The organism is Streptomyces umbrinus, from assembly GCF_030817415.1.
In the GTDB taxonomy this organism is placed as follows: domain Bacteria; phylum Actinomycetota; class Actinomycetes; order Streptomycetales; family Streptomycetaceae; genus Streptomyces; species Streptomyces umbrinus_A.
In genome coordinates this window covers 11,437,842-11,464,231 of the sequence record NZ_JAUSZI010000002.1, presented here as the reverse complement: position 1 = coordinate 11,464,231, position 26,390 = coordinate 11,437,842, and the positions used below count along the sequence as shown (strand labels likewise).

The following is a 26,390-nucleotide window of genomic DNA, read 5'->3' as shown; positions in this document are numbered from 1 at the left end:
CCGACATCGGAGACCCCAGCCGCCGAGAGGACGCGCCATGGGTGTACGTACCTGGATCAGTGACTGGCCCGCCTTCCGTCAGCTCACCGGATCCGACCCGCTGGGCCGTGGCTGGGCCGCCATGTCGGCGCGCACCGAGCAGCTGAGGCCCCGCACGGACACGGCCGACCGGGTGGTGAGTTCCGTCTGCCCCTACTGCGCGGTGGGCTGCGGCCAGCAGATCTACGTCAAGGACGACAAAGTCGTCCAGATCGAGGGCGATCCTGATTCGCCCATCAGTCGGGGCCGGCTCTGCCCCAAGGGCTCGGCCACGCTCCAGCTCACCACGGGCTCTGCGCGCCGCCACCAGGTGCTGTACCGGCGGCCGTACGCCACCGACTGGGAGCCCCTGGACCTGGAGACCGCCATGAACATGGTGGCCGAGCGGGTGGTCGAGACGCGGCGGCGGACCTGGGAGTGGGAGTCGGACGGGCTGCGCACCGCGCGCACCCTCGGCATCGCCAGCCTGGGCGGCGCAACGCTCGACAACGAGGAGAACTACCTCATCAAGAAGCTCCTCACGGGCCTCGGCGTGGTCCAGGTGGAGAACCAGGCCCGGGTCTGCCACAGCTCCACGGTCGCCGGGCTCGGCACCTCCTTCGGGCGAGGCGGCGCCACCACCTTCATGCAGGATCTCCAGCACGCCGACTGCATCGTCATCCAGGGCTCGAACTTCGCCGAGGCCCACCCCGTCGGCTTCCAGTGGGTGATGGAGGCCAAGGCGCGCGGGGCGCGGATCATCCACGTCGACCCGCGTTTCACCCGCACCAGCGCGCTGGCCGATCTGCACGTGCCGATCCGGGCCGGCAGCGACATCGCGTTCCTGGGCGGGATCATCAACCACGTCCTGACCGAGGGGAAGGACTTCCGGGAGTACGTCCTCAACTACACCAACGCCGCGACCCTGGTCAGCGAGGACTTCCGCGACACGGAGGATCTCGACGGCGTCTTCTCCGGTCTGGACGAGGACAAGCACCACTACGACCCGTCGAGCTGGCAGTACGAGGGCGTGGCCGTACAGCAGCCCACGGGAGAGGTCGACGAGCAGTACGAGGAGCGTGTCCGCGGCTCCGGCGGACCCGAGACGCACGGTTCGGGCGGGGCGCCCACCGGGGGCCGGGCGCCCCGGGACGAGACACTGCGCCACCCGCGCTGCGTCTACCAGATCCTCAAGCGCCACTACGCCCGCTACACCCCGGAGTTGGTGGAGGAGGTCTGCGGCGTGCCGCGTGCGACCTTCCTGCGGGTGTGCGAGGACCTGACCTCGAACTCGGGCCGCGAACGGACCAGCGCGTTCGCGTACGCGGTCGGCTGGACCCAGCACTCGGTCGGCGCACAGTACATCCGTGCCGCGAGCGTGCTCCAGCTGCTGCTCGGGAACATCGGCCGGCCCGGCGGCGGCATCCAGGCGCTCCGCGGCCACGCCTCCATCCAGGGCTCCAGCGACATCCCCACCCTCTACAACCTGCTGCCCGGCTACCTCCCCATGCCGCACGCCCACGCGCACGAGGACCTGGACGCGTTCATCGAGGCCAGCCGCACCGACAAGGGCTTCTGGGGCAACATGCGGGCGTACTTCGTCAGCCTCCTCAAGGCGTACTACGGCGACGCGGCCACCGCCGACAACGACTTCTGCTTCGACCACCTGCCACGCCTGACCGGCTCCCACGCCACCTACGACACAGTGATGGCCCAGCTGGACGGCATCTGCAAGGGCTACTTCCTGATGGGTGAGAACCCTGCGGTGGGCTCGGCCAACACGCGGCTCCAGCGGCTCGGCATGGCCAATCTGGAGTGGCTGGTCGTGCGCGACTTCTCCCTCATCGAGTCGGCGACCTGGTGGCAGGACGGCCCGGAGATCGAGACCGGGGAGCTGCGGACCCAGGACATCGGCACCGAGGTGTTCTTCTTCCCGGCCGCCGCCCACACCGAGAAGTCCGGCTCCTTCACGAACACCAACCGCTGGCTGCAGTGGCATCACGCGGCCGTCGAGCCGGAGGGCGACGCCCGCAGCGACCTGTGGTTCATGTACCACCTGGGCCGCCGCATCCGGGCGAAGCTGGCCGCCTCGACCGACCCGATGGACCGGCCCGTACAGGATCTGACCTGGGACTATCCGGTGGACGGCCCGCTGGAGGAGCCGGTCGCCGCCGCCGTGCTCGCCGAGATCAACGGCCACGGCCCGGACGGGGCGCCGCTCTCGGCGTACACCGAACTCAAGGACGACGGCTCGACGAGGTGCGGCTGCTGGGTCTACTGCGGGGTCTACGCGGACGGGGTCAACCGGGCCGCCCTCAGGAAGCCCGGGGCCGAGCAGGACTGGGTGGCCGCCGAATGGGCCTGGGCGTGGCCCGCCAACCGCCGCATCCTCTACAACCGTGCCTCGGCGGCCCCGGACGGCACGCCGTGGAGCGAGCGCAAGGCGTACGTCTGGTGGGACGAGGCGGAGGGGAAGTGGACCGGGTACGACGTCCCGGACTTCGTACCCGACCGCGCACCCGGCCACGTACCGTCCGACGACGCGACCGGGCCGGACGCCCTGCGCGGCGACGACCCGTTCATCATGCAGGCCGACGGCAAGGGCTGGCTGTACGCCCCCGCGGGCCTGGAGGACGGCCCGCTCCCCACCCACTACGAACCGCAGGACTCGCCCTTCACCAACGCCGTCCATCCGTCGACACCGCGGTCGCCCGTACGGCAGTTGATGCCCCGGGAGGGCAACCGCTACCACCCGAGCGGCGACGAGAAGGGTGCTGAGGTGTTCCCGTACGTCGTCACCACGCACCGTCTCACCGAGCACTTCACGGCGGGCGGCATGAGCCGCTGGTCGCCCTACCTCTCCGAGCTCCAGCCGGAGTTCTTCTGCGAGGTCTCCCCGCAACTGGCCGCCGAACGCGGTCTGGAGCACCTGGGATGGGCCACCATCGTCACGGCCCGCAACGCGATCGAGGCGCGCGTCATGGTCACCGCGCGGATCACGCCCCTGACGGTGCAGGGCCGGACGATCCACCAGATCGGGCTGCCGTTCCACTGGGGGCCCAACGGCGTGGCCACCGGCGACGCGGCCAACGAACTCGTCGCGATCGCCCTCGACCCCAACGCCCACATCCAGGAGGACAAGGCGCTGAGCGCCGACATCCGCCCTGGACGCCGACCGCGCGGCCCCGACCTGCCGAAGCTGGTCGCCGAGTACCGCAGGCGCGCGGGCATCACCGCCACCACGGGAACGGAGACCCGGAAATGACGGACCGCCACCTGCTGAGCGGTACGGAACCCGACCTCGCGCGCGACGCCGGCCACCCCGAACCCCCGCCACGCGTCGGCTTCTTCACCGACACCTCCGTCTGTATCGGCTGCAAGGCCTGTGAGGTGGCGTGCAAGGAGTGGAACGCCATCCCGCAGGACGGGCTCTCCCTCACCGGCATGAGCTACGACAACACGCAGGGGCTCGGTGCCTCCACGTGGCGTCATGTCGCCTTCATCGAGCAGCAGAAGCCTCAGGTCCCGGCGCCGGACGGACGTACCCGACTCCCTCTGGTGGAGGCCGAGTCCGACCCGTCCGACGGGGCGGGCGGCGAGCTGCGCTGGCTGATGTCGTCCGACGTGTGCAAGCACTGCACGCACGCGGCCTGTCTGGACGTCTGCCCCACCGGCTCGCTCTTCCGGACCGAGTTCGGCACGGTCGTCGTCCAGGAAGACATCTGCAACGGCTGCGGCTACTGCGTGCCCGCCTGCCCGTACGGCGTCATCGAGCAACGCCCCTCCGACGGCCGGGCGTTCAAGTGCACGATGTGCTACGACCGCCTCGGCGCCGGCCAGGAGCCCGCCTGCGCCAAAGCCTGCCCGACGGAGTCCATCCAGTTCGGCCCGCTGGACGAACTCCGCGAACGCGCCGCGCTGCGCGTCGACCAACTGCACGCGGCGGGCGTGGACGACGCCCGCCTCTACGGCCACGAACCCGATGACGGGGTCGGCGGCGACGGCGCGTTCTTCCTGCTTCTCGACAAACCCGAGGTCTACGGGCTCCCCCCGAACCCGGTCGTCACCACCCGCGACCTCCCCACGATGTGGAAGCACGCCGGTGCGGCGGCCCTCTCCCTGGCCGGGGGCCTCGCCGTCTCCTTCGCGCTGCCCGCGCTGCTGGGAGAGAAAAGGAAGGGAACACGATGACGGAAACGGAACGACCCAAGCGCCGAGGGCGGCGCCGCGGGGAACAACTCATGGTCCCCCACACGGAGTTCGAGTCGTACTACGGGCGCCCGGTCATCAAGGCACCGTCCTGGGCCGCCCGGGACATCGCCGGATACTTCTTCCTGGGCGGGCTCGCCGGCGCCGGCTCGGTGCTCGCGGCGGGCGCCCAGCTCACCGGGCGTCCGAGGACCGCCACCGCGATGAAGGTGTCCTCGCTCGCCGCGGTGTCGCTGTCCGCCGCAGCGCTCGTGCACGACCTCGGGGTGCCGAGCCGTTTCCCCAACATGCTCCGGGTACTCAAGCCGACCTCGCCCATGAGCGTGGGCTCGTGGCTCCTGGCGGGTTACGGTCCGGCCGCCGGCGCGGCCGCCGTCACCGCTGTCAGCGGGCGGCTGCCCCGGGTCGGGGCGGCGGCGACCGCGACGGCGGCTCTGCTCGGCCCGGCGGTCGCCTCGTACACCGCCGTCCTGGCGTCGGACACCGCCGTTCCCGCCTGGCACGGCGCGCACCGCGAACTCCCCTACCTGTTCGCCGCCTCCGCGACGGCGGCCGCCTCCGGCATGGCCCTGCTCCTCGGCCCCACACACGAGTCGGCACCCGCGCGCTGCGCCGCGGCCCTCGCCGTCGGCGCCGAGGAGGTCGCGACCCGGGCGGCCGAGCGGCGCCTCGGCATGGTCGCGGAAACCTACCGTCAGGGCCGCGCCGGAAACCTGCTCCGGGCCGCCCGTCTGCTCACCGCGACAGGCGCCACGACCGGACTGTTGCTCGGCCACCGCAGCCGCCCGGCGGCCGTCGTCGGTGGCTTGGCCCTCCTCGCGGGCTCGGCCTGCACCCGATTCGGTACTTTCGCGGCCGGAGTAGCCTCGGCCGAGGACCCGAAGTACACGGTCGCGCCCCAACGCGCGGCAGCGAACTCGTCCGACGAGGCTGCGAGCTGACCTCTCCAGGTCGTGGCCGCACTTTCCCGATGCCATACTTCCTGCGACTCCGGGTATCCACGGACGGCGAAACACTTCTCAGCAGGCACACAACACCCGATGGGAAGCAGCCGACAGGCCAGGGGCGGTCTGCTGCCGACGTGTATGAGGGACGGACGCGGGCAGGGGCGGGTCATGCGACAGCACTCAACTTCTCAGCAAGGATGCGGAGCCAGGGGCTAGCCTGCCCATCTGCGTGGCGCTCAGGCTGCTCCCTCTCGGCAGGAAAGCCACTCCGAGTCCGATGACGTGCAGCCGCTCCGGCAGGAGATCGATCAGCTGCGCCAAGCCCTGGGCACCCGGCCGGTCATCGACATGGCACGGGGAATCCTGATGGCGGGGTTCGGCTGCTCGGCCGAGGCGGCATGCGAGATCCTGGTGAAGGTCTCCCAGCACAGCAACACCAGACTGCGTGACGTGGCCGACTGCCTGGTCGAGGCGGCACGACCCGGCGGCGAAATGCCGCAGGAACTTCAACAACACCCGTCGGTGGCCGTTCAGACCACGCAGAACGAGCCGACCGCTCCCGTCCAACCGGGTCCTGAGGGTATCCGGCACTCGCAGTAGGAGGCGGCTGGCCGCGGATGGACCTTCGGGTCGCACCTTCGAGCCTGCGAGCATGACGCGCAAACCATGCGCTCCTCCCACCTCCGGTGTCTGCTTCCGGGGAGCAACCGAGGCTGTGGGGGGGGACCTCGGGCGGTTCGCCTCTGGCGGGTCGGGTACTCGCGGCTCATGCGAGTCAGCGTGGTGGATGCAGGGTCGAACACGGTCCGTCTGGCGATCGCGGACACGGACGCAGGGGTGCCACTACCGGTGCACACCGTCAAGTGGAAACTGCGGCTGTCCGAGCACGTCCAGCCCGACGGAGCCATCGGCGACGAGGCATTACAGCAACTGGTCAAGGCCGTGGCAGCCGCCGGGAGAACGGCCCAGGAGTGGAAGGCGTCCGCACCCCTCGCGTTCGCGACAGCCGTGGTGCGCCGCGCCCCCAACCGCCAACAGGTGCTGGACACCGTGCGGGCGCAGACCGGTATCCGCATGTGCACCCTGCCGGGCGAAGCGGAGGCGGAACTGACGTTCCTGGCGGCCCGCCGCTGGATGGGCTGGCACGCCGGCCCCCTGGCAATCCTCGACATCGGGGGCGGCTCACTGGAGGTCGCCTACGGCCGGGGCCGCCTGCCCGACTTCGCCGTCTCCCTCCCCCTCGGCGCAAACCGCCTCACCCAAGACTTCTTCACCACCCAGGACCCACCCACCGAGGCAGAGATCAAGGCGCTGCGCCGCACGGCCCGCCATCAACTGCGGGACGTGGCCGAGCGGATCCGCTGGGAGAACCCGCGCACCGTCGTGGTCACCTCCCGTACATTCCAGCAACTGGCCCGACTGTGCGGAGCCTCCCCCGGACGCCACGGCCCCTTCAAACGGCGCACCATGCACCGCAAGAACCTGCGCGAGGCCATCAACGTCCTCGCCGCCGTGCCGACCGCCGAACGCGCCCAGCTCTCCGGCATCTCCGCACCGCGCGCCGCCCAGAGCCTGGCCGGGGCCATCGTCGGCCACACCGCCATGAAACTCATGGCCCTGCGCACCGTCACCGTCTGTCCCTGGGCCGTCCGCGAAGGCGTACTGCTGCGACACATCGAGGACGGCGAGGGCTGGTGGACGGACATCACCCGCAACACCCACGCCGCCCTAGGACACGCCGATCCCCTGCGCCTGGCCATCCTGCCCTCACCGACAGGCGCCCACAGCGGATCATGAACTCCACCGGATCGCCGAAACCCACCCGCACCTGACCAGGCACAGATCGGACCTGGCTCCCACGTACGAACCCACGGCATGGAGCTACCGGCGCTCCGACCCGGACCTGGGCCCGACCACCTGGAAGCACAACGCGGATGTAACCGTGTCCCGCGCACCGACCAGATCATGGCCGAACCTCCATGGCGCCGCACAGATGTTGAGGACCCGACTCTGTAGCCGCGCCCGACGGGCCGAACGGACCGATCGCCCCGTCACCACGGACCGATCGCCCCGTCACCACGTGAGGGTGCCCGGCAGCAAGAGGGCTCCGAGCACGGTCGTGCCCGCCAGGAACCAGGCGACGTAGTCGCCGATGTGTCCCGACTGCAGCCGACTCAGGGGTTCCGTCCAGCCGTACGGTTCCTGGCGGGCCGGACCGAGCACAGCGGCCGCGGCCAGCCCGATGGCCAGCGCGACCGCGGCGAGTCCCAGAAGAAGCCCGGCCGGTGTCCAATGGGGTGCCTTGTGTGCGCCGAACGCGTCACCGACCGAGGCGACGAGCCCCGGCAGCAGTCCGGCCGCGAGGGACCCGGCGAGCAGCAGGGCCGGGACCACGGTCATCGTGGCCGGGACCCGTCGGATCCTTTCCCGGGTCTCCGGCTCCTCGTCCTTGCCCCGCGTCTCGTGGGCCGACTCGCCCACGGGTCGTGGCCCGAGGCCGAAGAAGACCCTGGCGGCCACGCGGAGCACCGCGCCCGCGGTGACCGCCGAGACGGCCACGAATGCCACGGTCAGCGCACCGCCGGCCGCCTCCTCCGTCACGGACTTCCCGAGCCCTGTGCCGAAGGGCGGCAGGCCGGCGAGGACCAGGGCACCGGTCACGAACAGCGCGCCGACGCGTCTCAACTCCCCGGCTCTTCCATACAGTTCGTGCTCGTCGACGCTGCCGTAGCGGTCGAGCAGGATGCCCGCGCAGGCGAACAGGGCGGCCTTCGCTCCGGCGTGGCCCAGAACGTAGAGCGCGACCCCGCCGTCGGCCTCCGGGCTCAGCAGGCCGATGCCGATGAGGAAGAGCCCGGTGTGTGCGACGGTCGAGTAGGCGAGGAGGCGCTTCACATGGCGTTGCTGCCAGCACATCAGCGCACCGATCAGAGCTGTCAGCAGGCCGAGGACGACCAGGGCCCTTTCGGCGTCCGGCGCGGGGACGCCGCCCGGTCCGGCGAACACGGTGCCGTACACCCTCCACACTCCGTACACCCCGAGTTCGACCATGACTCCGGACAGCAGCATGCAGACCGGCGTCGGCGCGACCGCGTGGGCGTCGGGCAGCCAGAAGTGAAAGGGCACGGCGGCCGCCTTGACCAGCAGCCCGGTCAGGACGAGCACACAGGCGCACAGGGTCAGGGCGTCGGTGTCGCCATGTGCGCCCAGCCCCTGCCCGATCTGCCGCATCCCCAGCTCGCCGGTGCGGGCATACAGCAGCGCGATGCCCATCAACGTGGCATACGCGCCCAGTGAGTTGACCACTCCGAACGTGAGGGCGCCCTGCACCGCCTTGGCCTCCTCGACGCGGTAGCCGGTCAGCGCGTAGGCGACCACGCTCATCAGCTCGAAGAAGACGAAGGCGTTGAAGAGGTCACCGGTGAGCGCGAAGCCGCACATGCCCGCCTGAAAGAGGAGCACCAGAGCGGGGTAGGAGCCCGCGTGCCCTCGCGGGGGTTCGTCGAAGTAGTGCCACGAGTACACGAGGACCGCCAGAACCAGAAGCGAGACGAGTGCCGCGAGGCCGGTACCCGGTCCGTCCCCGACCAGCACGATGCCCACGCCCTGGCCGCCGTGCGGGCGCCAGCCGCCGACCCACTCGACGGCTTCCGGGGAGGCGTTGGTGAGCAGCGCCAGGGCCAGGGCCGCCGTGGCCGCGGCAACGACGCAGCCGATCGTCTCGGCCGCCACTCGGGGCAGTCGGCGGCCGGCGGCGACCAGCAGGGCCGCGCCCATCAGCGGCAGAGCCACGACCAGGGGCAGCAGTTGGTTCATCCACGCAGCTCCGACAGCTCGTCGGGGTTCACCGTGCCGTGCCGTTTGGCGACCTGTACCACCAGAGCGAGAAGCAGGGCGGTGACGGTTGCGCCGACCACCACGTCCGTGAGGGCGAGAGCCTGCACGACGGGATCGACCAGTGGCCGGGAACCGGGCTTCAGGTCGGAGAAGACGGGCGCCGTGCCGCCGTCCCGGTATCCCACCGCGAGGAGCAGGACGTACGTCGAGGACTGACATACCGTCAGACAGCCCACCGCGTGGACGAGATGGCGGCTGGTGGCCAGGCCGTAGCAGCCGGCCAGGAAGATCCACGCGGCGATCAGATAGGGCAGTACGGACATCATCGTGCGCCAGCTCCCCCGCCGGCTCCCCGGCTCATGTTCCGGCCTCCTTCTCGATCTCCACGGCCTGGTCGAGGAAGCCGGCGAGCAGCACGACGACCGCGCAGGCCACCTCCATGCCGACCGCCGCGTTCAGCAACGGTACGAAGCCGCCCGATGCGAGAGTGTTGAACGTCCCGTACGGGATCAAGGTGTTGGCCAGGAACGCCGAGCCCCCGAGGAGTCCCGCTATGCCCAGGACGAGGTAGGCGCCCTCCCCCACCGCGTCCCCGATCTCGTACAGACCGACCGGCCGGATCCGCTCCAGGGCCCGGTAGTCGGCCCCGATGTAGAGCAGGTGCAGGGCGGTCGCCGCGACGACACCGCCCTGGAAGCCGCCGCCCGGGCTGAGTTGTCCGTGCACGACGACGTACAGGCCGACGAGCAGTGTCACGGGGAGCATGGTCAGCGCGTATCGACGTATCGGCACGGAGATCTGCGCCGGGGTGGGCCGCACTTGGCGCTCGTCGCGGGTCTGGCGCAGCAGGACCACCGTTCCGAGTACCGCCGCGAAGAGGATGGTCTCTTCGCCCAGGGTGTCGAAGGCGCGCTGGTCGAAGTTGACGGCGGAGACGACGTTGGCGGTGTGGTGGGCAAGCGCCGCGCCGACGGCCCGGTCACCGTAGGGATGACTGTTCCCGCCGAAGTCCGGAAGCCGCAGGCAGGCGGCCGTGAACAGAATGGCAAACCCGAGACCGCCCACGGTCAGGATCCACAGCCGAAGTCGGCGGCTCATCGGTCACCGCCCTCGCGCCGACCGGGGCGGCGCACCTTCCGTACGGACAGCAGGATCAGCAGAGGGGTCAGGGCCGAGCCCACCGCCAGTTGCGACAGGGCGACGTCCGGGGCCTGCAGCACGGTGAACAGGACGGTGAGCGTCAGGCCGAGCACGGCGAGGACGAGCGCTTGGCGGGCCGGGTCGCGGACTGCCACGACGGCGGTCGCCGAACCCGCGACGAGGAGCAGCGAGATCAGCACGAGGACATCGGTCATCGCGTGACCTCCGAGCGGGAGAACCCACCGGTGAGCGCACGAGAGACGATCACGTTCCCGACCACAAGGAGGACTCCTACGAGTACGAGTTTCGCCGCCGCCCTGCCCGGTCCGCTGGCCAGGCACAGCGCCACCACAACGGGCACCGTGACGCAGACGACCGACACCGTGAACAGACGGGTGTGCGGTGGATCGTCCTGGAGTTCGTCGGCGAGCAGCCGGGCGTACACGAGAGTGCCGACCGGGCCGAGCATGGCGACCACCAGGGCGACATCGACGTAGGACGGACGGTCGTACCCCTGAGAGAGCAGCAGAATCGCCAGACACACCACCGACGTGCCGAGGTTCTGGGCGGCGACACCACGCCCCAGTGGGCCGGTGGCCACGCCCCACACGACCGGCACGAAACCTGCGACGAGGAGCACCGAGGCGGTAGCGAGCCACACGTTCACCGGCCGGTCACCGCCCGGCGCGCGGCCACCGCCAACACGGCCGCCAACAGGGCGCAGACCGCCCCTGCGAGCACTTCCAGCGCGTCGACCGTGCTGATGAGTACGAGCCACAGGACCGACAGCGAGAACCACCACACGAGCAGTTCCGCGATCAGGGCTGCCGTCCGTTTTCCCGTCATGCGCGAGGGGCGGGGCAGTCCGCGCCCGCCGGTTGGTCGGTGAGGGTCAAGACGGCCTCCTCATGGTCGCCGTGCGCGGGGTCGCGGTACTCACACCGCGGGTAGCCCGGCGGGGCATCCGGCAATCCCCGGGCATGGGAAACAAGCGCACAGCAAACCAGTCGGCGATGGAAAAGCCGGGGGAAAGCCATGTCCGCGCCCCAGGCCAAGCAAAAATGGACCCGTCTGGCCCTGCGCGGCGAGAAGTGGCCGTGCCAGCCCCGCCTGGCCCAAGGCCGCTGACGGCTCCCGCTGTCCGGTGGACCGTGAGTGGCTGTGCTCACCGGGCATCGTCATCGCCGACCGGGCTACCCGTGTGTCGGCCTGAGCCCTGGCCAGGGAGGGCGCGCACTGTGAACGCTCGTGCCGATGCCCTCCCGCGAGTCGCTCAGCTGTCGGCCAGCCGCGAGCGCAGTAGCCGCTTGCCGATTTCGGCGCCCTTGCGGCTGTCCGCCTGGGCCTTGCGGAAAGGATCCACGACCTCGGTGTCCTTGTCGCGCTCCGCATCCGCGATGTACGCCTCCAAGCGCAGCGCATTGCTCAAACACGCCTCCACATACCAGATCAGGTTGTAGTCCTTGTCCGGCGTGCCCGTAACGCCACCGCTCTCCGTACTGCTGGTCATACCAGCCTCCTGCGTGTTCGGGCTCTCGCCCTTCGGGGCGACCCGGGTACCCGCCCCGCCCCCGCACACACCTCGGCCCCGCACGTGTCTCACGCGTGCCGGAAGGTGTGGCCGGTCCAGCCTTGATATGTGGACTCGAGGCGCCCGAACCCCAAAATCGGGAAGTCGGGGCTGTCTCGGCCGGCCGGGGACGATGAAGAGGAATGGCGTCCGGCGCAGACTGTGGGTGCGTCTGCTGCCGACCCAGGTGGTGGACTACACTGTGCTGGCCATGAGCCTGTACACGGACTGCGGCTATCGGCAGGTGTGGGCGGCGTTGACGGCCGGATGGCCGCGGGACATGGTGGCCGACCCGTCGGCGGCAGCTCTGCGCCAGGCCCGGAAACGATTGGGCCCCAGGCCCCACACCACACGCCCCGCCGGATACCCCCAAGTGCGGCTGACGCCCTGGTCGAGTGCGGCACCCGCGCACTGATCGATGCCGTCCTCGGACCGCGGCACTACATCGGGCACAGGTTGCCCCAGGTCCCGGAGCTGCTGCCGTCGCTCAGCCAGGGATGCCGCCGCTCGCCGACCGCGGTCATGACGGCTCCGAAGCACCGCGGGACGCCGCCGCCACTGGCGCGGCCTGTGGCGGCGAGTGCAGTCGCGACGTCTGCTGCCGATGATCGAAGCACTGCCCCGTGGGCGCGCGCTTGGCCCTGGTCACCGATCGCCGCTCCGGTGACCGGCTCACCCAATGGGCACGCAACAGTGGCCGAGGACCGCGTCCCCGGAAGCTGACCGCAGTCACCCCCCGGTTGACCAGTCACAGGATCACCGTCGCCGGCACGGGCAGCACTGCCGCGGCACGATATCCGGCTCCCCGGCCGAGCACCGTCCTTCGAGCGAGGCAGATACCGATGCCGTACTCCCCGACCGCGGCGGGAACCCGAACATGTCCGTGTGGATCACTCCGGCGGGGGCACCCGGAGCCACAGTAGAGGCGACGTGCATCGCCACAGTCCCCGACAAGCCACCCCGCGACACACCGCACGTGCGACACGCGGTAGTGGAAGCAGGGACCGCAGCCCGTGCGGCCCATGCCGAGCCGAGAGTGCCCCTTGGCCACAGGACAGCTGCCGACTTGGGCGGCCAAATACCCCGAGGAGCGGCTCGACACCACCCCTCAAAACCCAGCGCCGGCCGCGCCGCATCCCGCTGATCCACGACTGAACAGGAGCCACCATGCCCGAGAACCCCACTGACAAGCACCCCCGCCCCGACTTCCCACAGCAGGACCAGGAACACCCTGGCTGGACCGGCCCGATGGACCCGCCGCCCGACCATGGCGAAACCTCCTACGAAGGCAGCGGACTCCTCCACGACCGCAAGGCGCTGGTGACCGGCGGCGACTCCGGCATCGGACGCGCCGTAGCCCTCGCCTACGCCCGCGAAGGCGCCGACGTGCTGTTCACCTACCTGCCGGAGGAGGGCCAGGAAGCCGCCGAGACCTCACGCCTCGTCGAGGACGCGGGCCGCAAGGCAGTCTCCGTTCCCTGCGACATCCGCGAGGAGGAGCAGTGCCGCCGACTGGTGGAGCGCGCCCTCGACGAATTCGGACGGATCGACATCCTCGTCAACAACGCCGCCTACCAGATGTCCCAACCGGACGGAATCGAGGCGATCCCGACGGAGCAGTTCGACCGGGTGATGCGCACGAACCTGTACGGCATGTTCTGGCTCTGCAAGTTGGCCCTGCCGCACATCCCGGCGGGTGGTTCCATCATCAACACCACGTCTGTGCAGGCGTACAAGCCGAGCCCGCATCTGCTCGACTACGCGATGACGAAGGGCGCGATCGTGACTTTCACCCAGGGGCTCGCACAGATGCTGTCCTCCGCCGGTATTCGCGTCAATGCCGTGGCACCCGGACCGGTATGGACACCCCTGATCCCGGCGACGCTCCCTGACACCGCCGAATTCGGTAAGCAAGCACCGCTCGGGCGGCCCGCCCAGCCCGCCGAGATGGCGCCCGCCTTCGTCTTCCTCGCCTCGCCACAAGCGAGTTTCATCACCGCGGAGATCCTCAACGCCACGGGCGGCACTCCACTGCCGTGAAGAACTGGAAGAAGGCGACCCTCTTCACCTGGCGCTCGATCACCCGCGAGGCTCAGACCATCAGGCACTCGGCCCGCAGGTGCGCCACCGAGGCCGGGCCGGAGCGCGACACCGCGGTGCAGTCCCTCAAAGCAGCGGGCGCCGCGCTGCTGGCCTGGACGGTGGCAGGTTGGTGGTGGAGTGCGCCCATGGCCCTGCTAGCACCATGGACGGCGTTGTTCCTCGTTCAGAGCACCGTCTACCGGTCGCTGTTGGCCGCGCTGCAGCAGTTCGCCGTGGTCGTGGCAGGCACGCTCCTCGCCGCCGGAGCGGGCGTACTGACCCACAACACCATGACTGCGATGGCGCTGGCGCTACCGCTCACCGTGCTGCTCGGCAATTACGCGCGCTTCGGCGCACAGGGCCTGTACGCGCCCACGGCCGCGCTGTTCGTACTCGTCTACGGCTCGTACACGGGCTTTGACATCCTGCACCGATTCCTGGAGACCCTGCTGGGCGCGGTCATCGGCATCGCCGTGAACGCCCTGATCCTCCCACCGGTCCATTCCCGCCGTGTCCGCCATCTACGGGATCGACTGCCCCAGGACTGCGCCGAGTTCCTGCACACCGTCGCCGACGGCCTGGAGGAACCGTACAACCGGGAGCAGACTCGCGCCTGGTACCACCAGGCGGTACGGCTCACCGACGCAGTGACGGACCTGCGGGTCGCGCGGCGCTGGTCGAACGAGAGCTACCGCCTCAATCCCGGGCACAGGCTGCGCCGATCCGTTCTCGCACCTCCGCGGGCCGACTGGGACCTCACCTGGGACCAGATCACCGAACACATCCGGACGACCATGCGCACACTCACCGAGGCCACCGTGCTGCCGGACGGCGTGCCCGGCATCCTCGCGACGCTGCTGCGAGCTGCCGGTGACGTGCTAGACCTCCAGGAAAGCCACGCCGCCGACGATGGCCGTCACGCTGAGGCCGTGGCAATGGCAGCTCATTGCCAGTTGACTCTCATACTCGCCGATGGCCGCTACGAGACCACCCCCGCACTGGGAGGACTGACCGCGGACACCCAGCGGCTCCTGAACGATCTCACTTCGCTCGTCAATGCCCGGCACGAGACACCCCGCAGCACAGCTGGGGAACCGCCCTGAACGGCAGCGTCACCAGGGTGATCGGAGACGACAGCGTGACGGCTTCGCCGTCTGCCTCTCCCCGCGCCTGGGCTGGCTGAGGTCTGGGCCACCACTCGATGCGCCCGCCCCCAACCGGGAAGTCACACCGCATGAGCGGAGCGTCGCCCCGATCGCGGATGCCTTCGACCTCGCTGACTCAGCTGCCGGGCCGGGGACCGGCCGAGCGGGCGACGCAGGCTGTGCTGACCACGCTGGGCGAACGGCTACCGCCGGAACCGGCAGATTCCATCCGGCAGGCGACGGACTCCTCGGCCGAGGGGCCCGCGGCCCTCTCGACTGAGCGATTCGGCATGGCTCGAGGTACTCGACGCCGCGCTCGCTCCGGAACTCACGGAGAACGTGGCCGGGGCACCACCCGCCGGCATCCGCGTACTGCTGCCTGCGCGCCGCGCCGCCGAAGATTCGGACTGACGCGGAACTACGGCGCTGAGATCACACAACCGCACCGGGGCTCCCATGGTCGGTGAGGTCGTCACCATTCGGCCCCGAACACACCAACGACCGGTCTCCCCCAGCCGTTCGGACGCCCGTGCCGGAACAGAGATCGATGGCCGACCGACCTGGTACGCCCACGTGCCGGTTGATGGAGCAGCCTCTGCCGGCGGAGTGCCGGGAAGCCTGGTCGGTGAAGTCTCGTCAACGAGTCCGTAAAGAGAACAAGGAAGGTTCTCGGCGAAGGCAGGGGCAGGGTTGCTGCGGAGGGTGAGGCCCAGATGGGTGGTGTAGAAGTCGACGGCCGCCTGGACGTACACACGGGCTCGCGCGGTCATGGACCTGGACGCCGAGATCACGCGCGTTGACGCGCTCATCGAGGACCGGTTCCGCCGGCACCAGAACGCCGAGACCATCGTGATCGTGCCCGGCGTCGGCGCCCTTCTCGGCGCCGAGTTGATCGCTTGGCCCGCTGCCCTGTCGGTACGCCAGCGCCAGCACAGCGCCGGACAGCCCGTGTCGCCATACGAGTCCACTCCATGGCACATCAAGTGCCACACCAGACTCGTCACCGACCGTGTACGCCGCGGACGTACGGCCTGTTGCGGTCCGCCTTCCTCATCCCCGCCGGATCGGCCGAGTGGGGGAAGGCCGGGGCGCGGTAGCCGCTCGCGTGGGGCTCGTTGCGTTGTACTGCTGTTGGAGGTGGGCGGATGGCCGGGCGAGCGTGCGGGGTAGTGGTTGCCGTTCTGCTGGGCGGCTGCAGCGCCAGCGGGTGTGGAACGGTGGCCGAACGGCGGAATGACGTACGCGACACAACGGCCGTGTTCGAGCGGGCCCTCGGTGAAGGTGCGTACGACCGGGTGTGCGCCGTTCTCGCGCCCGTGACCGTGGAGGAGGTGGAGCAGTCGGCGGGCAGCCCGTGCGTAAGAGCGATGAGTGAGGCGTCGCTGCCGCCGGGCGGTCCCGTGCGGCGGACGGACGTGTACGGGAACCAGGCGCGGGCGGTACTTTCGTCGGACACCCTGTTTCTCTCCCACTTCACCTACGGCTGGAGGGTGGTGGCCGCCGGATGCGAGCCGCGGCCGCAGGAGCCGTACCAGTGTCGGATCAAGGGCGGGTGAGGTGGTGAGGATCATGTTCACCATGGTCGTCGTGATCATCACGGTCGGCCTCGCCTACCTGGCGGCACTGGGGTTGATGCACCAATGACCGAGCGCTCGTCCCAGGCCGGATCGCCGAAGCACCGGGGCCTGCGGGGCTTCGTGCAGGACAACGGGCTCGGACTGTTCTTCACCGCCGCGTTCGTCTTGGCCCTGGTCGGGCAGGCGTTCGCCGGACACGCCGACTTCAACAACCAGATGGCCGCGGACCAGCTCCAGCAGATCTCTCTCGGCGAGTACGTCACGACGTCCGATTTCGCCGTCGATGTGTCCGAGAACTGGCAGTCGGAGTACCTGCAGTTCTTCCTGTACGTCGGGGTGACCGTCTGGCTGTTGCAACGCGGTTCCCCGGAGTCCAAGGAACTGCACAAGGCCGGCACCGAGTCCGACGAGGCACAGTTGGTCGGCGAGTACGCCCAGGAGGGCTCGCCCAGGTGGGCCAAGGTCGGCGGATGGCGGCGTGCGGTGTACTCGCACTCGCTGCTGCTGGTGATGGGGACGGTCTTCCTGCTCTCCTGGCTGGTCCAGTCGATCACCGGCACGGCCGCCCACAACGAACAGCGGCTACGGCAGCTGCAGGCGCCGCTGAGCTGGGCCGACTACCTGGGCGCGGCGGATTTCTGGAACCGCACGCTTCAGAACTGGCAGTCCGAACTCCTGGCCGTCGCCTCGATGGCCGTCCTCTCGATCTACCTGCGACAACGCGGGTCCCCGGAGTCCAAGCCGGTGGGAGCGGCCCACAGGGCCACCGGAGTGGAAGGCTGAGGGCACGGACCAGGCGGTCGGCCCTAACCCGGATTCAACCGCTCTGCCGTCACACCGCCCCACAGGCGTGCCCGGTACGGTCCTCAGCTGTCGGCCAGCCGCGACCGCAGCAGCCGCTTGCCGATGTCGGCGCCCTTGCGGCTGTCCGTCTGCGCCTTGCGGAAAAGATCCACGGCCTGGGTGTCCTTGTCGCGCTCCGCATCCGCGATGTACGCCTCCAAGCGCAGCGCGTTGCTCAAACACGCCTCCACATACCAGATCAGGTTGTAGTCCTTGTCCGGCGTGCCCGAGACGCCACCGGTCTCCGTGCCGCGGTTATACCAGCCACCTCCGTGATCGCGGGCCCCGCGCTGCAGGGCGGCCCGGGTACCCCCGCCCCCGCACACACCCCGGCCTCAGCCCCGCACACCTCCCGGCGTGCCGGAAAGTGTGGACGGGGTCAGCCTGGATACGTGGACTCAAGAACCTGGATCCATCCGAAAGGTATGTGCGCCATGGGAAGCCAGAACGACGACGTCATGGGTGACGAGGTTTACCAGCCCCAAGGCACCGACGACCGTGAGGACGAGGGCGTCCTGGATCCGGAGGACACACTCAGCGACCGGGGCAGCGACCCCTACGAGGAAGGCTGGTCACCCCCCGAGCGTCCGCTCGCCGTGGAACACCAGGGCACCACCGGTCGTGAGCAGCACGAGGGCGAGAGCCTGGACCAGAGGCTGGCCGAGGAGCGTACGGATCCGGTGCTGGAGGAGCCCGGAGCGGACGACGACATGGGGGATCTCGCGGGCGGGCAGGGCGAGCCGCTGGACGCGGAGGTGGGTGTGGACCGGGCGGGCCGCCTCGTGGCTCCGGACGAAGGCGCGCACGAGGATGGCGAGAAGGACATGATCGCTCACGACGTCGGCATCGACGGCGGCGCGGCCTCCGCGGAAGAGGCTGCCGTCCACCGGGTCCCGGACGAGGACGACACATTGCCGTAGCTCTCGTGCCCCCGTTTTCCGAACGTCCCGTCCCAACGGCCTTTACGTACGGGAGGTCTTCATGGATTCCGACGTCGCGCGCGGCACCTCCGCCTCACCCGACAGCCACCACTCTGAAGTCACCCTGCGGGTGAACGGCAAACCGCACACACTCACCGTCGACCACCGTTCCGTTCTTCTGGACGTGCTGCGCGAGGACCTCGACCTCATCGGTGCCAAGAAGGGCTGTGACCACGGTCAGTGCGGCGCATGCACGGTCCTGGTCGACGGCCGTCGCGCCAACAGTTGCCTGCTGCCCGCCGTCGCCCTCGACGGGGGCGACATCACGACCGTCGAGGGACTCTCGGGGGACGGCGAGGAACTCCATCCGCTCCAGCGCGCCTTCCTGGACCGAGACGCCTTTCAGTGCGGCTACTGCACCCCAGGACAGATCTGCAGCGCCCTGGGCGCGGTCGCCGAGGCGGCGGCCGGCCATCCCTCCCACGTCACCGACCCCGCTGTTCCCTCCGGGCGGCCCGTGCCGCTGGGCGGGGACGAGATCCGCGAGCGGCTCAGCGGCAACCTCTGCCGTTGCGGCGCCTACCCGCACATCGTCGAAGCCGTGCAGGACGTGATCTCGTGAAGCCCTTCGGATACGTACGCGCGGGCAGCGCCGAGGAGGCGGCCGACGCGTACGCCTCGCATCCCGGCGCGCGGTATCTCGGCGGCGGCACCAATCTCGTGGATCTGATGAAGCTCGGCGTGGAAGAGCCGGCCACCCTGGTCGACGTCAGCCGACTGCCCCTGGACTCGGTGGAGGTGCTGCCCGACGGCGGGCTGCGGATCGGGGCCACCGTCCGCAACAGCGACCTCGCCGCCCATCCTCTGGTCCGTGATCGCTACCCGGTGCTCTCGCAGGCGCTGCTCGCGGGCGCCTCCGGACAGCTGCGCAACATCGCCACCACGGGCGGCAACCTTCTCCAGCGCACCCGCTGCCCCTATTTCCAGGACACCGGCAAACCCTGCAACAAGCGTGAGCCGGGCAGCGGCTGCGGTGCCCGGGACGGCGTCCATCGCGACCACGCGGTGCTCGGGTATTCGCCGCAGTGCATCGCCACGCATCCCTCCGACATGGCCGTCGCCCTGTCAGCCCTCGACGCACGCGTCGAGTTGTACGGGACCGACGGCGAACGCTCCGTCCCTGCCGCCGAGTTCCACCGGCTGCCTGGTGACCACCCTGAGCGTGACACCGAGATCCGCCCCGGTGAACTCATCACCGCGGTCGTCCTTCCGGCCGCCGCGGCCGGGCTGCCGTCCCTTTACCGCAAGGCCCGCGACCGCGCCTCGTACGCCTTCGCCCTCGCCTCCGTCGCCGCGGTCCTGCACACCGGCGACGGCGTCGTCCAGCACGCCGGAATCGCTTTCGGCGCGCTGGCCCACCGGCCCTGGCGCGCCCGACGCGCGGAGGAAGCCCTGCTGGGCGCAGCACCCACGGTCGCCGCCTTCGAGCGTGCCGTCGACCTCGAACTCTCCGCCGCCCAGCCCCTGCGTGACAACGCCTACAAGGTGCGTCTGGCCCGCAACCTCGCCCTCGACGTCCTGACCCGGCTGGCGCCGCCGGCCAACACCTGACAGGGCCTCGCGACCGGCACCCCCAGGAGGACTCCATGGCCGACACCGATACCGCGCTGGGCGCGCCCGCCGAGCGCCGGGAGGGCCGTGACAAGGTCACCGGCCTGGCCCGTTATGCCGCCGAACACACTGTCTCCGGCCGGGTGCACGCATGGCCCGTGGCTGCCGCCGTCGCCCGTGGTTCGGTCCGCGCGATCGACACCAGCGAGGCCCTGCGGCTCCCCGAGGTCCTGACCGTGCTCACCCACGAGAACGCTCCCCGGCTCGCCGACCCCGACGACCCCACACTCGCCGTCCTGCAGAACTCCCGGGTACCGCACCGCGGTTGGCCGGTCGCCCTGGTCGTCGCCGAGACGCTGGAAGCGGCCCGGTCCGGTGCCGCGGCGGTGCGTGTCGAGTACACGGCACAGGACCATGACGTGACTCTCACCGAGACCCATCCGGGAGCCTACGTCCCCGAAGAGGCCAACGGCGGCTACCCGGCACAGCGGGAACAGGGCGACCCCGAGGGCGCGTTCACGTCCGCCGCGGTCCGCGTCGACGCCGACTACCGGGTGCCGCCCCTGCACAACCACCCCATGGAGCCGCACGCGGCCACAGCCCACTGGGACAACGGCCGGCTCGTCGTGCACGACTCCAGCCAGGGCACCACGGTCGTACGAGCCACACTCGCCGCGCTGTTCCGGCTTCCCGAGGACCGGGTCACCGTCATGTCGGAGCATGTCGGCGGCGGCTTCGGGTCCAAGGGGACCCCACGCCCCCACGTGGTGCTCGCCGCGATGGCGGCACGCCAGACCGGACGCCCTGTCACTGTGGTTCTGCCCCGCCGCCTCCTGCCCGCCCTCGTCGGCCATCGCGCGCCCACCCTGCACCGCCTCCGCCTCGGCGCCACCGAACAGGGCTCCCTCACCTCGCTCCGGCACGAGGTCACCACCCACACATCCCGCATCAAGGAGTTCGTCGAACAGGCGGCTGTGCCCGCCCGCATCATGTACGCCGCGCCGAACAGCCGCACCAGCCACCGCGTCGTACCGCTGGACGTTCCCAGCCCTTCCTGGATGCGCGCGCCCGGCGAGGCACCGGGCATGTACGCCCTGGAATCGGCCATGGACGAACTCGCCGTGGCACTCAAGATGGACCCCGTCGAGCTGCGCATCGCGAACGAGCCGGACACCGAACCGGACAGCGGCAAACCGTTCAGCAGCCGGCATCTCGTCGAGTGTCTGCGTGAGGGCGCCCGGCGCTTCGACTGGTCGCACCGCGATCCCCGGCCGGGCACCCGTTCCGCGGGCCCCCTGCTGGTGGGATCGGGGGTGGCGGCCGCGATGTATCCCGTGCTGATTCAGCCCTCCACCGCGACCGCCCATGCGCGGCCGGACGGAAGCTTCATCGTGCGGGTCAACGCGACCGACATCGGCACCGGTGCCCGCACGGTCCTCGCGCAGGTCGCCGCCGACGCCCTCGGCGTCCCGCTGGAACGGGTCCATACCGAGATCGGGAACAGTGACCTGCCGTCGGCTTCACTGGCCGGCGGTTCCTCGGGCACCGCCTCGTGGGGCTGGGCGGTCCACGAGGCGTGCACACGGTTGCGCGCGGTCCTCGCGGAACACACGGGATCCCTGCCCGAGACGGGTCTCACCGCGAGCGCCGACACGGAAGGCAGCGCGGACGCCGACAGCGACTACTCGCGGCACGCCTTCGGCGCCCACTTCGCCGAGGTCACCGTCGACACGGTCACCGGGGAGGTCCGGGTCCGCAGCCTGCTGGGCGTGTACGCAGCGGGGCGCATCCTCAACGCCCGTACCGCCCGCTCCCAGTTCATCGGCGGCATGACGATGGGCCTGGGTATGGCCCTGACCGAGGGCAGCACCATGGACGCCGCGTTCGGTGACTTCACCGAGGCGGACCTTGCCGCCTACCACGTTCCCGCCCATGCCGACGTCCCCGCCGTCGAGGCCCACTGGATCGACGAGGACGATCCCCATCTCAACCCGATGGGCAGCAAGGGCATCGGCGAGATCGGGATCGTCGGTACGGCGGCGGCCATCGGCAACGCCGTCCACCACGCCACCGGTGTCCGGTACCGCGAACTTCCCCTGACGCCGGACCGCGTGCTGGCCGCCCTGCCGTGAGTCCGTTCATTCCGCGGTGAGCGCGGAGGGGACGTACGTGGACGAAGACCTTGTCGTCGTCCAGGGCCAGGACGGAGCGCTCAACGTGGCCTGCACGGGGACGCGGCCGGTTTCCCGCCTGGTTTTGTCTCGGGCAGCAGTCGGCTGCCGCTCACACGCCGGGCAGCCACGTACTCGCGTGCGCTGCCGCCCCTCCACTGCGCCCACACCGGGTTGACGGCGACGTCCCCACCGCGTGACAGACCGGCATGCCGGAGGAATTCGACGGCATCGTGGTCGGCGGCGGGCGCCCGTAGGCCCACGCCCTCAGTGGCGTTTCCGCAATGCCCGCGCGGCGACTTCCAGATCCGACACCAGGCCCGCGTACGCGGCCTCTCTGTCATCGGAGCGCAGTACGGCCGACGGGTGAAGCGTCGCCACCACATAGGGCTCTTCGCCCTCGTTCCGGTCCTCACTTCCGTGCCGTCCTGCGTCCAGGTCAGGCAGCGGAATGAGGGTTCCGCGGTCCTTGGTCACTCGAAACGACTGTCCGAGCAGGGCTTTTCCGGCCGTCGCGCCGAGGGCCACCACCACGTCAGGACCGACCAGGTGCAGCTCGGCAAGAAGCCAGGGCCGGCAGGCGGTCAGCTCGTGCAGGTCCGGCGCCTTGTGGATACGGCGTTTGCTGCCTTCGGCGAGAGCGAACTTGAAGTGCTTCACCGCGTTGGTGACATACGTGGTCTTACGGTCGATCCCGGACTCGGCCAGGGCCTTGTCCAGCAGCCGGCCGGCGGGGCCGACGAAGGGCTCGCCCTGCTTGTCCTCCTGATCCCCGGGCTGCTCCCCCACGAGGACAATCCGTGCTGTGGACGCGCCCTTGCCGAATACGGTCCGGGTGGCGTTCTCGAAGAGGGGGCAGCCCCGGCACTCCGCCGCCGCCCGCCGGTGGGCAGGGAGCCCGCCCCGCTTCGGCAGGTATGGGGTGGCGTCATACGCGTCGGGGCCCGGGGGCCGGTCCGCGTGTGCGCCGTCTGATCGGTTCATTTTCCTGCCTGCTCACGTCCTGCCGGGGATGCTGTCGCGCCGAGGGCCACCACCCAGGCGCACCCACACACCAGCTCGCCTGCGACGCCAAGACCAACGGCCACGGAGCCGATCGGCCCTCCGGCCGTGTTCACCCCGGTCACGCAGTGCACTGCGTGATGCGTCGCCTTCATGAACGCCGAGTACCCAGCCCTCCAAAAGGGCAACCGATCCGCATCGCTGCGTGGGCGCTTCCTGCGTCGCGGCTGCCATCACAACAGCCCTCCCGAAGTCATTGCCCGGAAGGACGACAGTTTCGCGAACAACGCGATCATGCCCACAAGAACGAGCGGGTCGCGACAAGCACGCATGCATGTCCGGCCCGCCGCGTAAATGGGTCCCCGAGAAGGTTCTGTCCGTCGGCCTGGGCCGCGCGGTGGAAGTGATGCGTGACCATTGCGTGCGCCGGCTCCGGTCATCGGCGAAGGGCAGCGCCCGGTGGGGCAGCGCTTCCATCGGCGGCCTGGCCTTCGCGACCCCGAGCGGGCACTCGTCGCCACCAGCGCCGCCAGGACCGACAAGTGATATGCGCTCACGAATAACACGCCACCGGGCGGCGGTCCCGCCCACAGCCTCACGGCGCGTCTGGACACCTGGCACAGCACAAGGGTGCGAACCCGTGCCGCTGGCCTTGATCGTGATGGTGGGGCCGGTCACGTAGCCCTTGCTGGGCAGACTCAGGGCCGTCGCCAGGCATCATCGGGGAGATGGCTGCCGGCCTGCGGTCCCATCCGCAGCATGCCCCCGTCCACCGCCCACGAGGCACCCGTGACGTAGGACGCGTCCGGGCCGGCGAGGAAGGCGATCACTGCCGCGACCTCCCGGGCATCGCCCGGGCGCCCCAGCGGCACCCCGGGCCGTCGCTCGGTGGTGACGTCGGTGTCCTCCTGGCCGGTCATCGGCGTGGCGATCTCACCGGGAGCGACAGCGTTCACGGTGATCCCGTGTTCGGCCAGTTCCAGTGCCATGACCTGGGTGAGCAGCCCGAGTCCGCCCTTGGCCGCGCAGTACGGTGCCGCTCCCACACGTGGCTGATGCTCGTGAACGCTGGTGACGTTGATGATCCGGCCGCCTTCGCCCTGGGCGATCATGTGGTGGGCGGCGCGCTGAGCGCACAGGAAGGGCCCCACCAGATCGACATCTACGACCTCGCGCACGGTGCCGAGATCCAGATCGAGGAACGGGGTCATGGTGCCGGTCCCCGAGTTGTTGACCAGCACGTCGAGCCTGCCCAACCGCTCGGTCAGCCGATCTACGACCCCGGCGGCCTCCGGAAGCCGGGTGAGGTCCAGCTGCTCGGTCTCGGCGCGGCGCCCTGCCGCGCGTACCTCGTAGGCCGTCTGCTGTGCCCCTTCCTCGTCGCGGTGCCAGGTGACGCCGATGTCCATGCCGGCTTCGGCCAGCCGGACGGCTGTGGCACGGCCGATCCCGGAGTCGGATCCGGTGATCAGGGCCACGGGGGCGGCAAGTGGTCCCGGGGCGGGGTGCTGCGGTTCCATGGCGCCTCCAAGTGAGTGTTGGCCGGCTCACTCGACGGGACGAGCGAGGGTGGGCTGTGCCGGCACGGACGTGTCCCCGGCACGGAGGTGGTAGACGCTGAAGGCCTGGCGGATGACCGGCTGCGCGACATTCCGTACACGCACGCCTCCGCCGGTCATCCCGCGTTCCGTGCCGGCGTGGGCGTGCCCGTGGACGACCAGGTCGGCGCCTGCCGTGTCCACCGCCTCCGCCAACAGATAGCTGCCGAGGAACGGATAGATCTCCGGGGGCTCGCCCGCCAGGGTGTCCGGGACCGGGGAAAAGTGCATGAGCGCGATCCGTACCGCGCACCCCTCCCGCGCCAGAGCTTCGAGACTGCCGCGCAGACCGTCCGCGCACCGGCGCGTGTACCGGACGAACTCCTTCATCAATGGTTCGCCGAACTCACTGCCGCACCGTCCCGCGAACCCGCCCCCGAACCCCTTGGTACCGGCGACGCCGACGCGGAGGCCGTCGACCTCGACGACCGTTCCCTCACCCTCCAGGACCCGTACGCCCACCCCACGGAGAATGTCGGTGACCTGCTCCGGCTTCTCGTCATGGTGGTCGTGGTTGCCGAGAACAGCCACGACGGGGACGGCCAGACCGGTCAGCTCTTCGGCGACCGCCCGTGCCTCCTCCGGTGTGCCGTGCCGGGTGAGGTCGCCGGCGAGGAGCAGCAGATCGGCGCAGCCGGGCAGGGTGTCGAACGCGGGCCTGAGGAGCCCCTGGCTGTCCGGGCCCATGTGGATGTCACCGACGGCCGCGACGCGGATCATGTCAGGTCCTCCGAGTGGTCGGGCGGCGCGGCCTCGGCGATCAGGATGTCCGTGTGGACCGCGAGCCCCGCCAGCTCCTGGCCCACCGCACGCAGCAGTTCCTCGCGGCAGTCGGCGCTGGGCACGGTTCCACGGACCGTCACGGCCGCCCCGTGCATCTCGATGCGCATGCCCAGCTCGCCCAGTTCTCCCGCGGCGAGGCGCGCCTCCAAGCCGGCGATCCGGTACTCGAGGTTCGCCGCCGGCGCCGTTTCCCTGCCCTGGCCGTCCATGACCGTCTCCTCATGTCCCACTCGCCGGCGCGATCACCTGCAGGCGCTCCAGCAGGTAGAGGAACGCCTCCGGCATCGGCGCGCCCGCGCAGTCCTCGCGCACCCGCTCCCAGTCGACCTTCTCCCGCAGCGCCCGTGCGATGGGCAGCACGGCGCCGAAGTCGCAGTGGTGCTCGGAGAACGACGCCAGCAGGCTCCACACCAGATCGGTGGCGGCCAGCACGGGCATGTGCACCGAGTCCACGGGCAGCTCCACCGCTCGGCCCAGCATCTCGGACGTTACCGGTTCGTGGGCCAGCTCGAAGAGCAGATCGATGTCCTGGCCCAGGCACTTCGCCTTCCACAGCCAGTCCTCCGGCGGCTCGACGACGCTCAGACCGGCCTCGGTCAAGGTCGCCGCGACGCCATCCGCGTCCTCGCGTCTCACGCAGAAGTCGGCGTCGTTCTGGAGCCGGCCCGACCCGCCGTGGGCGTGGACCGCAACACTCCCCGCGACGGCAAAGCAGTGGCCTTGCCGCTTCAGCAAGGAGCCCACCTGCTTGGCCGCCTCCAGAATCGCCTGATGTCGATCCGGCGCAGGACCCTGACCCTCCGGCGCTCCAAGTGCTGCCGGGTGGAGGGCCATTTCGGCCGAGTACTCGGCCAGGGGCGCGCCTGACAGAGTGCCGTGCTCGCTCTCAGCGGTGTCCTTCGCCTCGGGCATGCCTGCCACTCCATCTCCCTGGCCA

27 protein-coding genes are annotated in these 26,390 nt (G+C 70.2%); 14 read left to right on the top strand and 13 right to left on the bottom strand.

Translation table 11 applies throughout. The features are described from left to right. Positions 1-37 precede the first annotated feature (37 nt). The 5 genes from fdh (at position 38) to QF035_RS50850 (ending at position 6,971) form a co-directional block, all read left to right on the top strand. Positions 38-3,283, top strand: a complete 3,246-nt coding sequence (gene fdh, locus QF035_RS50870) for a formate dehydrogenase (RefSeq protein WP_307529533.1) — start codon at positions 38-40, stop codon at positions 3,281-3,283. Beyond that, complete coding sequence (locus tag QF035_RS50865) at positions 3,280-4,209, top strand: 4Fe-4S dicluster domain-containing protein (protein ID WP_307529531.1); 930 nt, start codon at positions 3,280-3,282, stop codon at positions 4,207-4,209. Before fdh ends, QF035_RS50865 begins: the two co-directional genes overlap by 4 nt. 50 nt (positions 4,210-4,259) lie before the next feature. Beyond that, positions 4,260-5,168: an NrfD/PsrC family molybdoenzyme membrane anchor subunit gene (nrfD, locus tag QF035_RS50860; RefSeq protein WP_307529529.1), complete on the top strand. Its 909-nt coding sequence runs from the start codon at positions 4,260-4,262 to the stop codon at positions 5,166-5,168. A 288-nt stretch (positions 5,169-5,456) separates the two neighbouring features. Then, positions 5,457-5,774 carry an ANTAR domain-containing protein gene (locus tag QF035_RS50855; RefSeq protein ID WP_307529527.1) on the top strand — a complete coding sequence of 106 codons (318 nt, stop codon included), beginning with the start codon at positions 5,457-5,459 and terminating at the stop codon, positions 5,772-5,774. Between the two features lie 168 nt (positions 5,775-5,942). Then, positions 5,943-6,971, top strand: a complete 1,029-nt coding sequence (locus QF035_RS50850; protein ID WP_307529525.1) for a Ppx/GppA phosphatase family protein — start codon at positions 5,943-5,945, stop codon at positions 6,969-6,971. Positions 6,972-7,247: 276 nt separating this feature from the next. Here QF035_RS50850 and QF035_RS50845 read toward each other — a convergent pair whose 3' ends face one another. From QF035_RS50845 to QF035_RS50815, 7 genes are all read right to left on the bottom strand, one after another. Continuing rightward, complete coding sequence (locus QF035_RS50845; RefSeq protein WP_307529523.1) at positions 7,248-8,990, bottom strand: complex I subunit 5 family protein; 1,743 nt, start codon at positions 8,988-8,990, stop codon at positions 7,248-7,250. Then, complete coding sequence (locus tag QF035_RS50840; protein WP_307529521.1) at positions 8,987-9,337, bottom strand: sodium:proton antiporter; 351 nt, start codon at positions 9,335-9,337, stop codon at positions 8,987-8,989. Before QF035_RS50840 ends, QF035_RS50845 begins: the two co-directional genes overlap by 4 nt. A 31-nt stretch (positions 9,338-9,368) precedes the next feature. Next, positions 9,369-10,109 (bottom strand): hydrogen gas-evolving membrane-bound hydrogenase subunit E, encoded by a 741-nt coding sequence (gene mbhE, locus QF035_RS50835; protein ID WP_307529519.1) that lies wholly within the window; start codon positions 10,107-10,109, stop codon positions 9,369-9,371. Beyond that, entirely contained in the window at positions 10,106-10,366 is a 261-nt protein-coding gene (locus QF035_RS50830; protein WP_306942732.1) for a Na(+)/H(+) antiporter subunit B, read from the bottom strand. The genes mbhE and QF035_RS50830 overlap by 4 nt, the downstream gene beginning before the upstream one ends. Continuing rightward, entirely contained in the window at positions 10,363-10,818 is a 456-nt protein-coding gene (locus QF035_RS50825; protein ID WP_307529517.1) for an MrpF/PhaF family protein, read from the bottom strand. Before QF035_RS50825 ends, QF035_RS50830 begins: the two co-directional genes overlap by 4 nt. After that, positions 10,815-10,997, bottom strand: a complete 183-nt coding sequence (locus QF035_RS50820; protein WP_307529515.1) for a hypothetical protein — start codon at positions 10,995-10,997, stop codon at positions 10,815-10,817. Before QF035_RS50820 ends, QF035_RS50825 begins: the two co-directional genes overlap by 4 nt. 427 nt (positions 10,998-11,424) lie before the next feature. Further along, on the bottom strand, positions 11,425-11,661 hold the full coding sequence (locus QF035_RS50815) for a hypothetical protein (protein WP_307529513.1): 237 nt from the start codon (positions 11,659-11,661) through the stop codon (positions 11,425-11,427). Positions 11,662-11,932: 271 nt separating this feature from the next. Between QF035_RS50815 and QF035_RS50810 the strand changes: the two genes are divergently transcribed. The 5 genes from QF035_RS50810 to QF035_RS50790 all read left to right on the top strand — a co-directional run bounded on the left by QF035_RS50810 (position 11,933) and on the right by QF035_RS50790 (position 17,308). Continuing rightward, a complete protein-coding gene (locus tag QF035_RS50810) occupies positions 11,933-12,136 on the top strand; it encodes a transposase domain-containing protein (protein ID WP_307529511.1) in 204 nt (67 codons plus the stop codon). A gap of 752 nt (positions 12,137-12,888) precedes the next feature. Further along, positions 12,889-13,761, top strand: a complete 873-nt coding sequence (locus tag QF035_RS50805) for an SDR family oxidoreductase (RefSeq protein ID WP_307529509.1) — start codon at positions 12,889-12,891, stop codon at positions 13,759-13,761. Further along, the gene (locus QF035_RS50800; protein ID WP_307529507.1) at positions 13,758-14,906 is read left to right on the top strand and encodes an FUSC family protein; all 1,149 of its coding nucleotides are present in this window, start codon (positions 13,758-13,760) and stop codon (positions 14,904-14,906) included. The genes QF035_RS50805 and QF035_RS50800 overlap by 4 nt, the downstream gene beginning before the upstream one ends. Before the next feature lie 1,259 nt (positions 14,907-16,165). Continuing rightward, complete coding sequence (locus tag QF035_RS50795) at positions 16,166-16,504, top strand: hypothetical protein (protein WP_307529505.1); 339 nt, start codon at positions 16,166-16,168, stop codon at positions 16,502-16,504. A gap of 84 nt (positions 16,505-16,588) precedes the next feature. Next, on the top strand, positions 16,589-17,308 hold the full coding sequence (locus QF035_RS50790; RefSeq protein WP_307529503.1) for a DUF6766 family protein: 720 nt from the start codon (positions 16,589-16,591) through the stop codon (positions 17,306-17,308). 83 nt (positions 17,309-17,391) lie between these two features. On the opposite strand, the gene QF035_RS50785 is transcribed toward QF035_RS50790, so the two are convergent. After that, the gene (locus QF035_RS50785) at positions 17,392-17,664 is read right to left on the bottom strand and encodes a hypothetical protein (protein WP_307531973.1); all 273 of its coding nucleotides are present in this window, start codon (positions 17,662-17,664) and stop codon (positions 17,392-17,394) included. A 138-nt stretch (positions 17,665-17,802) separates the two neighbouring features. Here QF035_RS50785 and QF035_RS50780 point away from each other — a divergent pair, with 138 nt between their 5' ends. From QF035_RS50780 to QF035_RS50765, 4 genes are all read left to right on the top strand, one after another. After that, entirely contained in the window at positions 17,803-18,288 is a 486-nt protein-coding gene (locus QF035_RS50780) for a DUF5709 domain-containing protein (protein ID WP_307529501.1), read from the top strand. A 61-nt stretch (positions 18,289-18,349) separates the two neighbouring features. Beyond that, positions 18,350-18,910 carry a (2Fe-2S)-binding protein gene (locus QF035_RS50775; RefSeq protein WP_307529500.1) on the top strand — a complete coding sequence of 187 codons (561 nt, stop codon included), beginning with the start codon at positions 18,350-18,352 and terminating at the stop codon, positions 18,908-18,910. Further along, complete coding sequence (locus QF035_RS50770; RefSeq protein WP_307529497.1) at positions 18,907-19,899, top strand: FAD binding domain-containing protein; 993 nt, start codon at positions 18,907-18,909, stop codon at positions 19,897-19,899. The genes QF035_RS50775 and QF035_RS50770 overlap by 4 nt, the downstream gene beginning before the upstream one ends. Before the next feature lie 35 nt (positions 19,900-19,934). Then, on the top strand, positions 19,935-22,031 hold the full coding sequence (locus tag QF035_RS50765; protein WP_307529496.1) for a xanthine dehydrogenase family protein molybdopterin-binding subunit: 2,097 nt from the start codon (positions 19,935-19,937) through the stop codon (positions 22,029-22,031). Between the two features lie 306 nt (positions 22,032-22,337). Here QF035_RS50765 and QF035_RS50760 read toward each other — a convergent pair whose 3' ends face one another. The 5 genes from QF035_RS50760 to QF035_RS50740 all read right to left on the bottom strand — a co-directional run bounded on the left by QF035_RS50760 (position 22,338) and on the right by QF035_RS50740 (position 26,365). Beyond that, positions 22,338-23,054 (bottom strand): UdgX family uracil-DNA binding protein, encoded by a 717-nt coding sequence (locus QF035_RS50760; RefSeq protein ID WP_307529493.1) that lies wholly within the window; start codon positions 23,052-23,054, stop codon positions 22,338-22,340. 716 nt (positions 23,055-23,770) lie between these two features. Then, positions 23,771-24,592: an SDR family oxidoreductase gene (locus QF035_RS50755; protein ID WP_307529491.1), complete on the bottom strand. Its 822-nt coding sequence runs from the start codon at positions 24,590-24,592 to the stop codon at positions 23,771-23,773. 27 nt (positions 24,593-24,619) lie between these two features. Then, positions 24,620-25,390 carry a metallophosphoesterase family protein gene (locus tag QF035_RS50750; protein ID WP_307529489.1) on the bottom strand — a complete coding sequence of 257 codons (771 nt, stop codon included), beginning with the start codon at positions 25,388-25,390 and terminating at the stop codon, positions 24,620-24,622. Then, a complete protein-coding gene (locus tag QF035_RS50745) occupies positions 25,387-25,662 on the bottom strand; it encodes a hypothetical protein (protein ID WP_307529487.1) in 276 nt (91 codons plus the stop codon). The genes QF035_RS50750 and QF035_RS50745 overlap by 4 nt, the downstream gene beginning before the upstream one ends. Before the next feature lie 10 nt (positions 25,663-25,672). Next, the gene (locus QF035_RS50740; protein WP_373466875.1) at positions 25,673-26,365 is read right to left on the bottom strand and encodes a nucleotidyltransferase family protein; all 693 of its coding nucleotides are present in this window, start codon (positions 26,363-26,365) and stop codon (positions 25,673-25,675) included. Between the last annotated feature and the right edge of the window lie 25 nt (positions 26,366-26,390).

Bases quoted from the DNA above. Each gene is read 5' to 3' on its own strand.
- fdh (WP_307529533.1), top strand. From the start codon at position 38: ATGGGTGTACGTACCTGGATCAGTGACTGGCCCGCCTTCCGTCAGCTC.
- QF035_RS50865 (WP_307529531.1), top strand. From the start codon at position 3,280: ATGACGGACCGCCACCTGCTGAGCGGTACGGAACCCGACCTCGCGCGC.
- nrfD (WP_307529529.1), top strand. From the start codon at position 4,260: ATGGTCCCCCACACGGAGTTCGAGTCGTACTACGGGCGCCCGGTCATC.
- QF035_RS50850 (WP_307529525.1), top strand. From the start codon at position 5,943: ATGCGAGTCAGCGTGGTGGATGCAGGGTCGAACACGGTCCGTCTGGCG.
- QF035_RS50845 (WP_307529523.1), bottom strand. From the start codon at position 8,990: ATGAACCAACTGCTGCCCCTGGTCGTGGCTCTGCCGCTGATGGGCGCG.
- QF035_RS50840 (WP_307529521.1), bottom strand. From the start codon at position 9,337: ATGATGTCCGTACTGCCCTATCTGATCGCCGCGTGGATCTTCCTGGCC.
- mbhE (WP_307529519.1), bottom strand. From the start codon at position 10,109: ATGAGCCGCCGACTTCGGCTGTGGATCCTGACCGTGGGCGGTCTCGGG.
- QF035_RS50830 (WP_306942732.1), bottom strand. From the start codon at position 10,366: ATGACCGATGTCCTCGTGCTGATCTCGCTGCTCCTCGTCGCGGGTTCG.
- QF035_RS50820 (WP_307529515.1), bottom strand. From the start codon at position 10,997: ATGACGGGAAAACGGACGGCAGCCCTGATCGCGGAACTGCTCGTGTGG.
- QF035_RS50815 (WP_307529513.1), bottom strand. From the start codon at position 11,661: ATGACCAGCAGTACGGAGAGCGGTGGCGTTACGGGCACGCCGGACAAG.
- QF035_RS50810 (WP_307529511.1), top strand. From the start codon at position 11,933: ATGAGCCTGTACACGGACTGCGGCTATCGGCAGGTGTGGGCGGCGTTG.
- QF035_RS50805 (WP_307529509.1), top strand. From the start codon at position 12,889: ATGCCCGAGAACCCCACTGACAAGCACCCCCGCCCCGACTTCCCACAG.
- QF035_RS50790 (WP_307529503.1), top strand. From the start codon at position 16,589: ATGACCGAGCGCTCGTCCCAGGCCGGATCGCCGAAGCACCGGGGCCTG.
- QF035_RS50780 (WP_307529501.1), top strand. From the start codon at position 17,803: ATGGGAAGCCAGAACGACGACGTCATGGGTGACGAGGTTTACCAGCCC.
- QF035_RS50775 (WP_307529500.1), top strand. From the start codon at position 18,350: ATGGATTCCGACGTCGCGCGCGGCACCTCCGCCTCACCCGACAGCCAC.
- QF035_RS50765 (WP_307529496.1), top strand. From the start codon at position 19,935: ATGGCCGACACCGATACCGCGCTGGGCGCGCCCGCCGAGCGCCGGGAG.
- QF035_RS50760 (WP_307529493.1), bottom strand. From the start codon at position 23,054: ATGAACCGATCAGACGGCGCACACGCGGACCGGCCCCCGGGCCCCGAC.
- QF035_RS50755 (WP_307529491.1), bottom strand. From the start codon at position 24,592: ATGGAACCGCAGCACCCCGCCCCGGGACCACTTGCCGCCCCCGTGGCC.
- QF035_RS50750 (WP_307529489.1), bottom strand. From the start codon at position 25,390: ATGATCCGCGTCGCGGCCGTCGGTGACATCCACATGGGCCCGGACAGC.
- QF035_RS50745 (WP_307529487.1), bottom strand. From the start codon at position 25,662: ATGGACGGCCAGGGCAGGGAAACGGCGCCGGCGGCGAACCTCGAGTAC.
- QF035_RS50740 (WP_373466875.1), bottom strand. From the start codon at position 26,365: ATGCCCGAGGCGAAGGACACCGCTGAGAGCGAGCACGGCACTCTGTCA.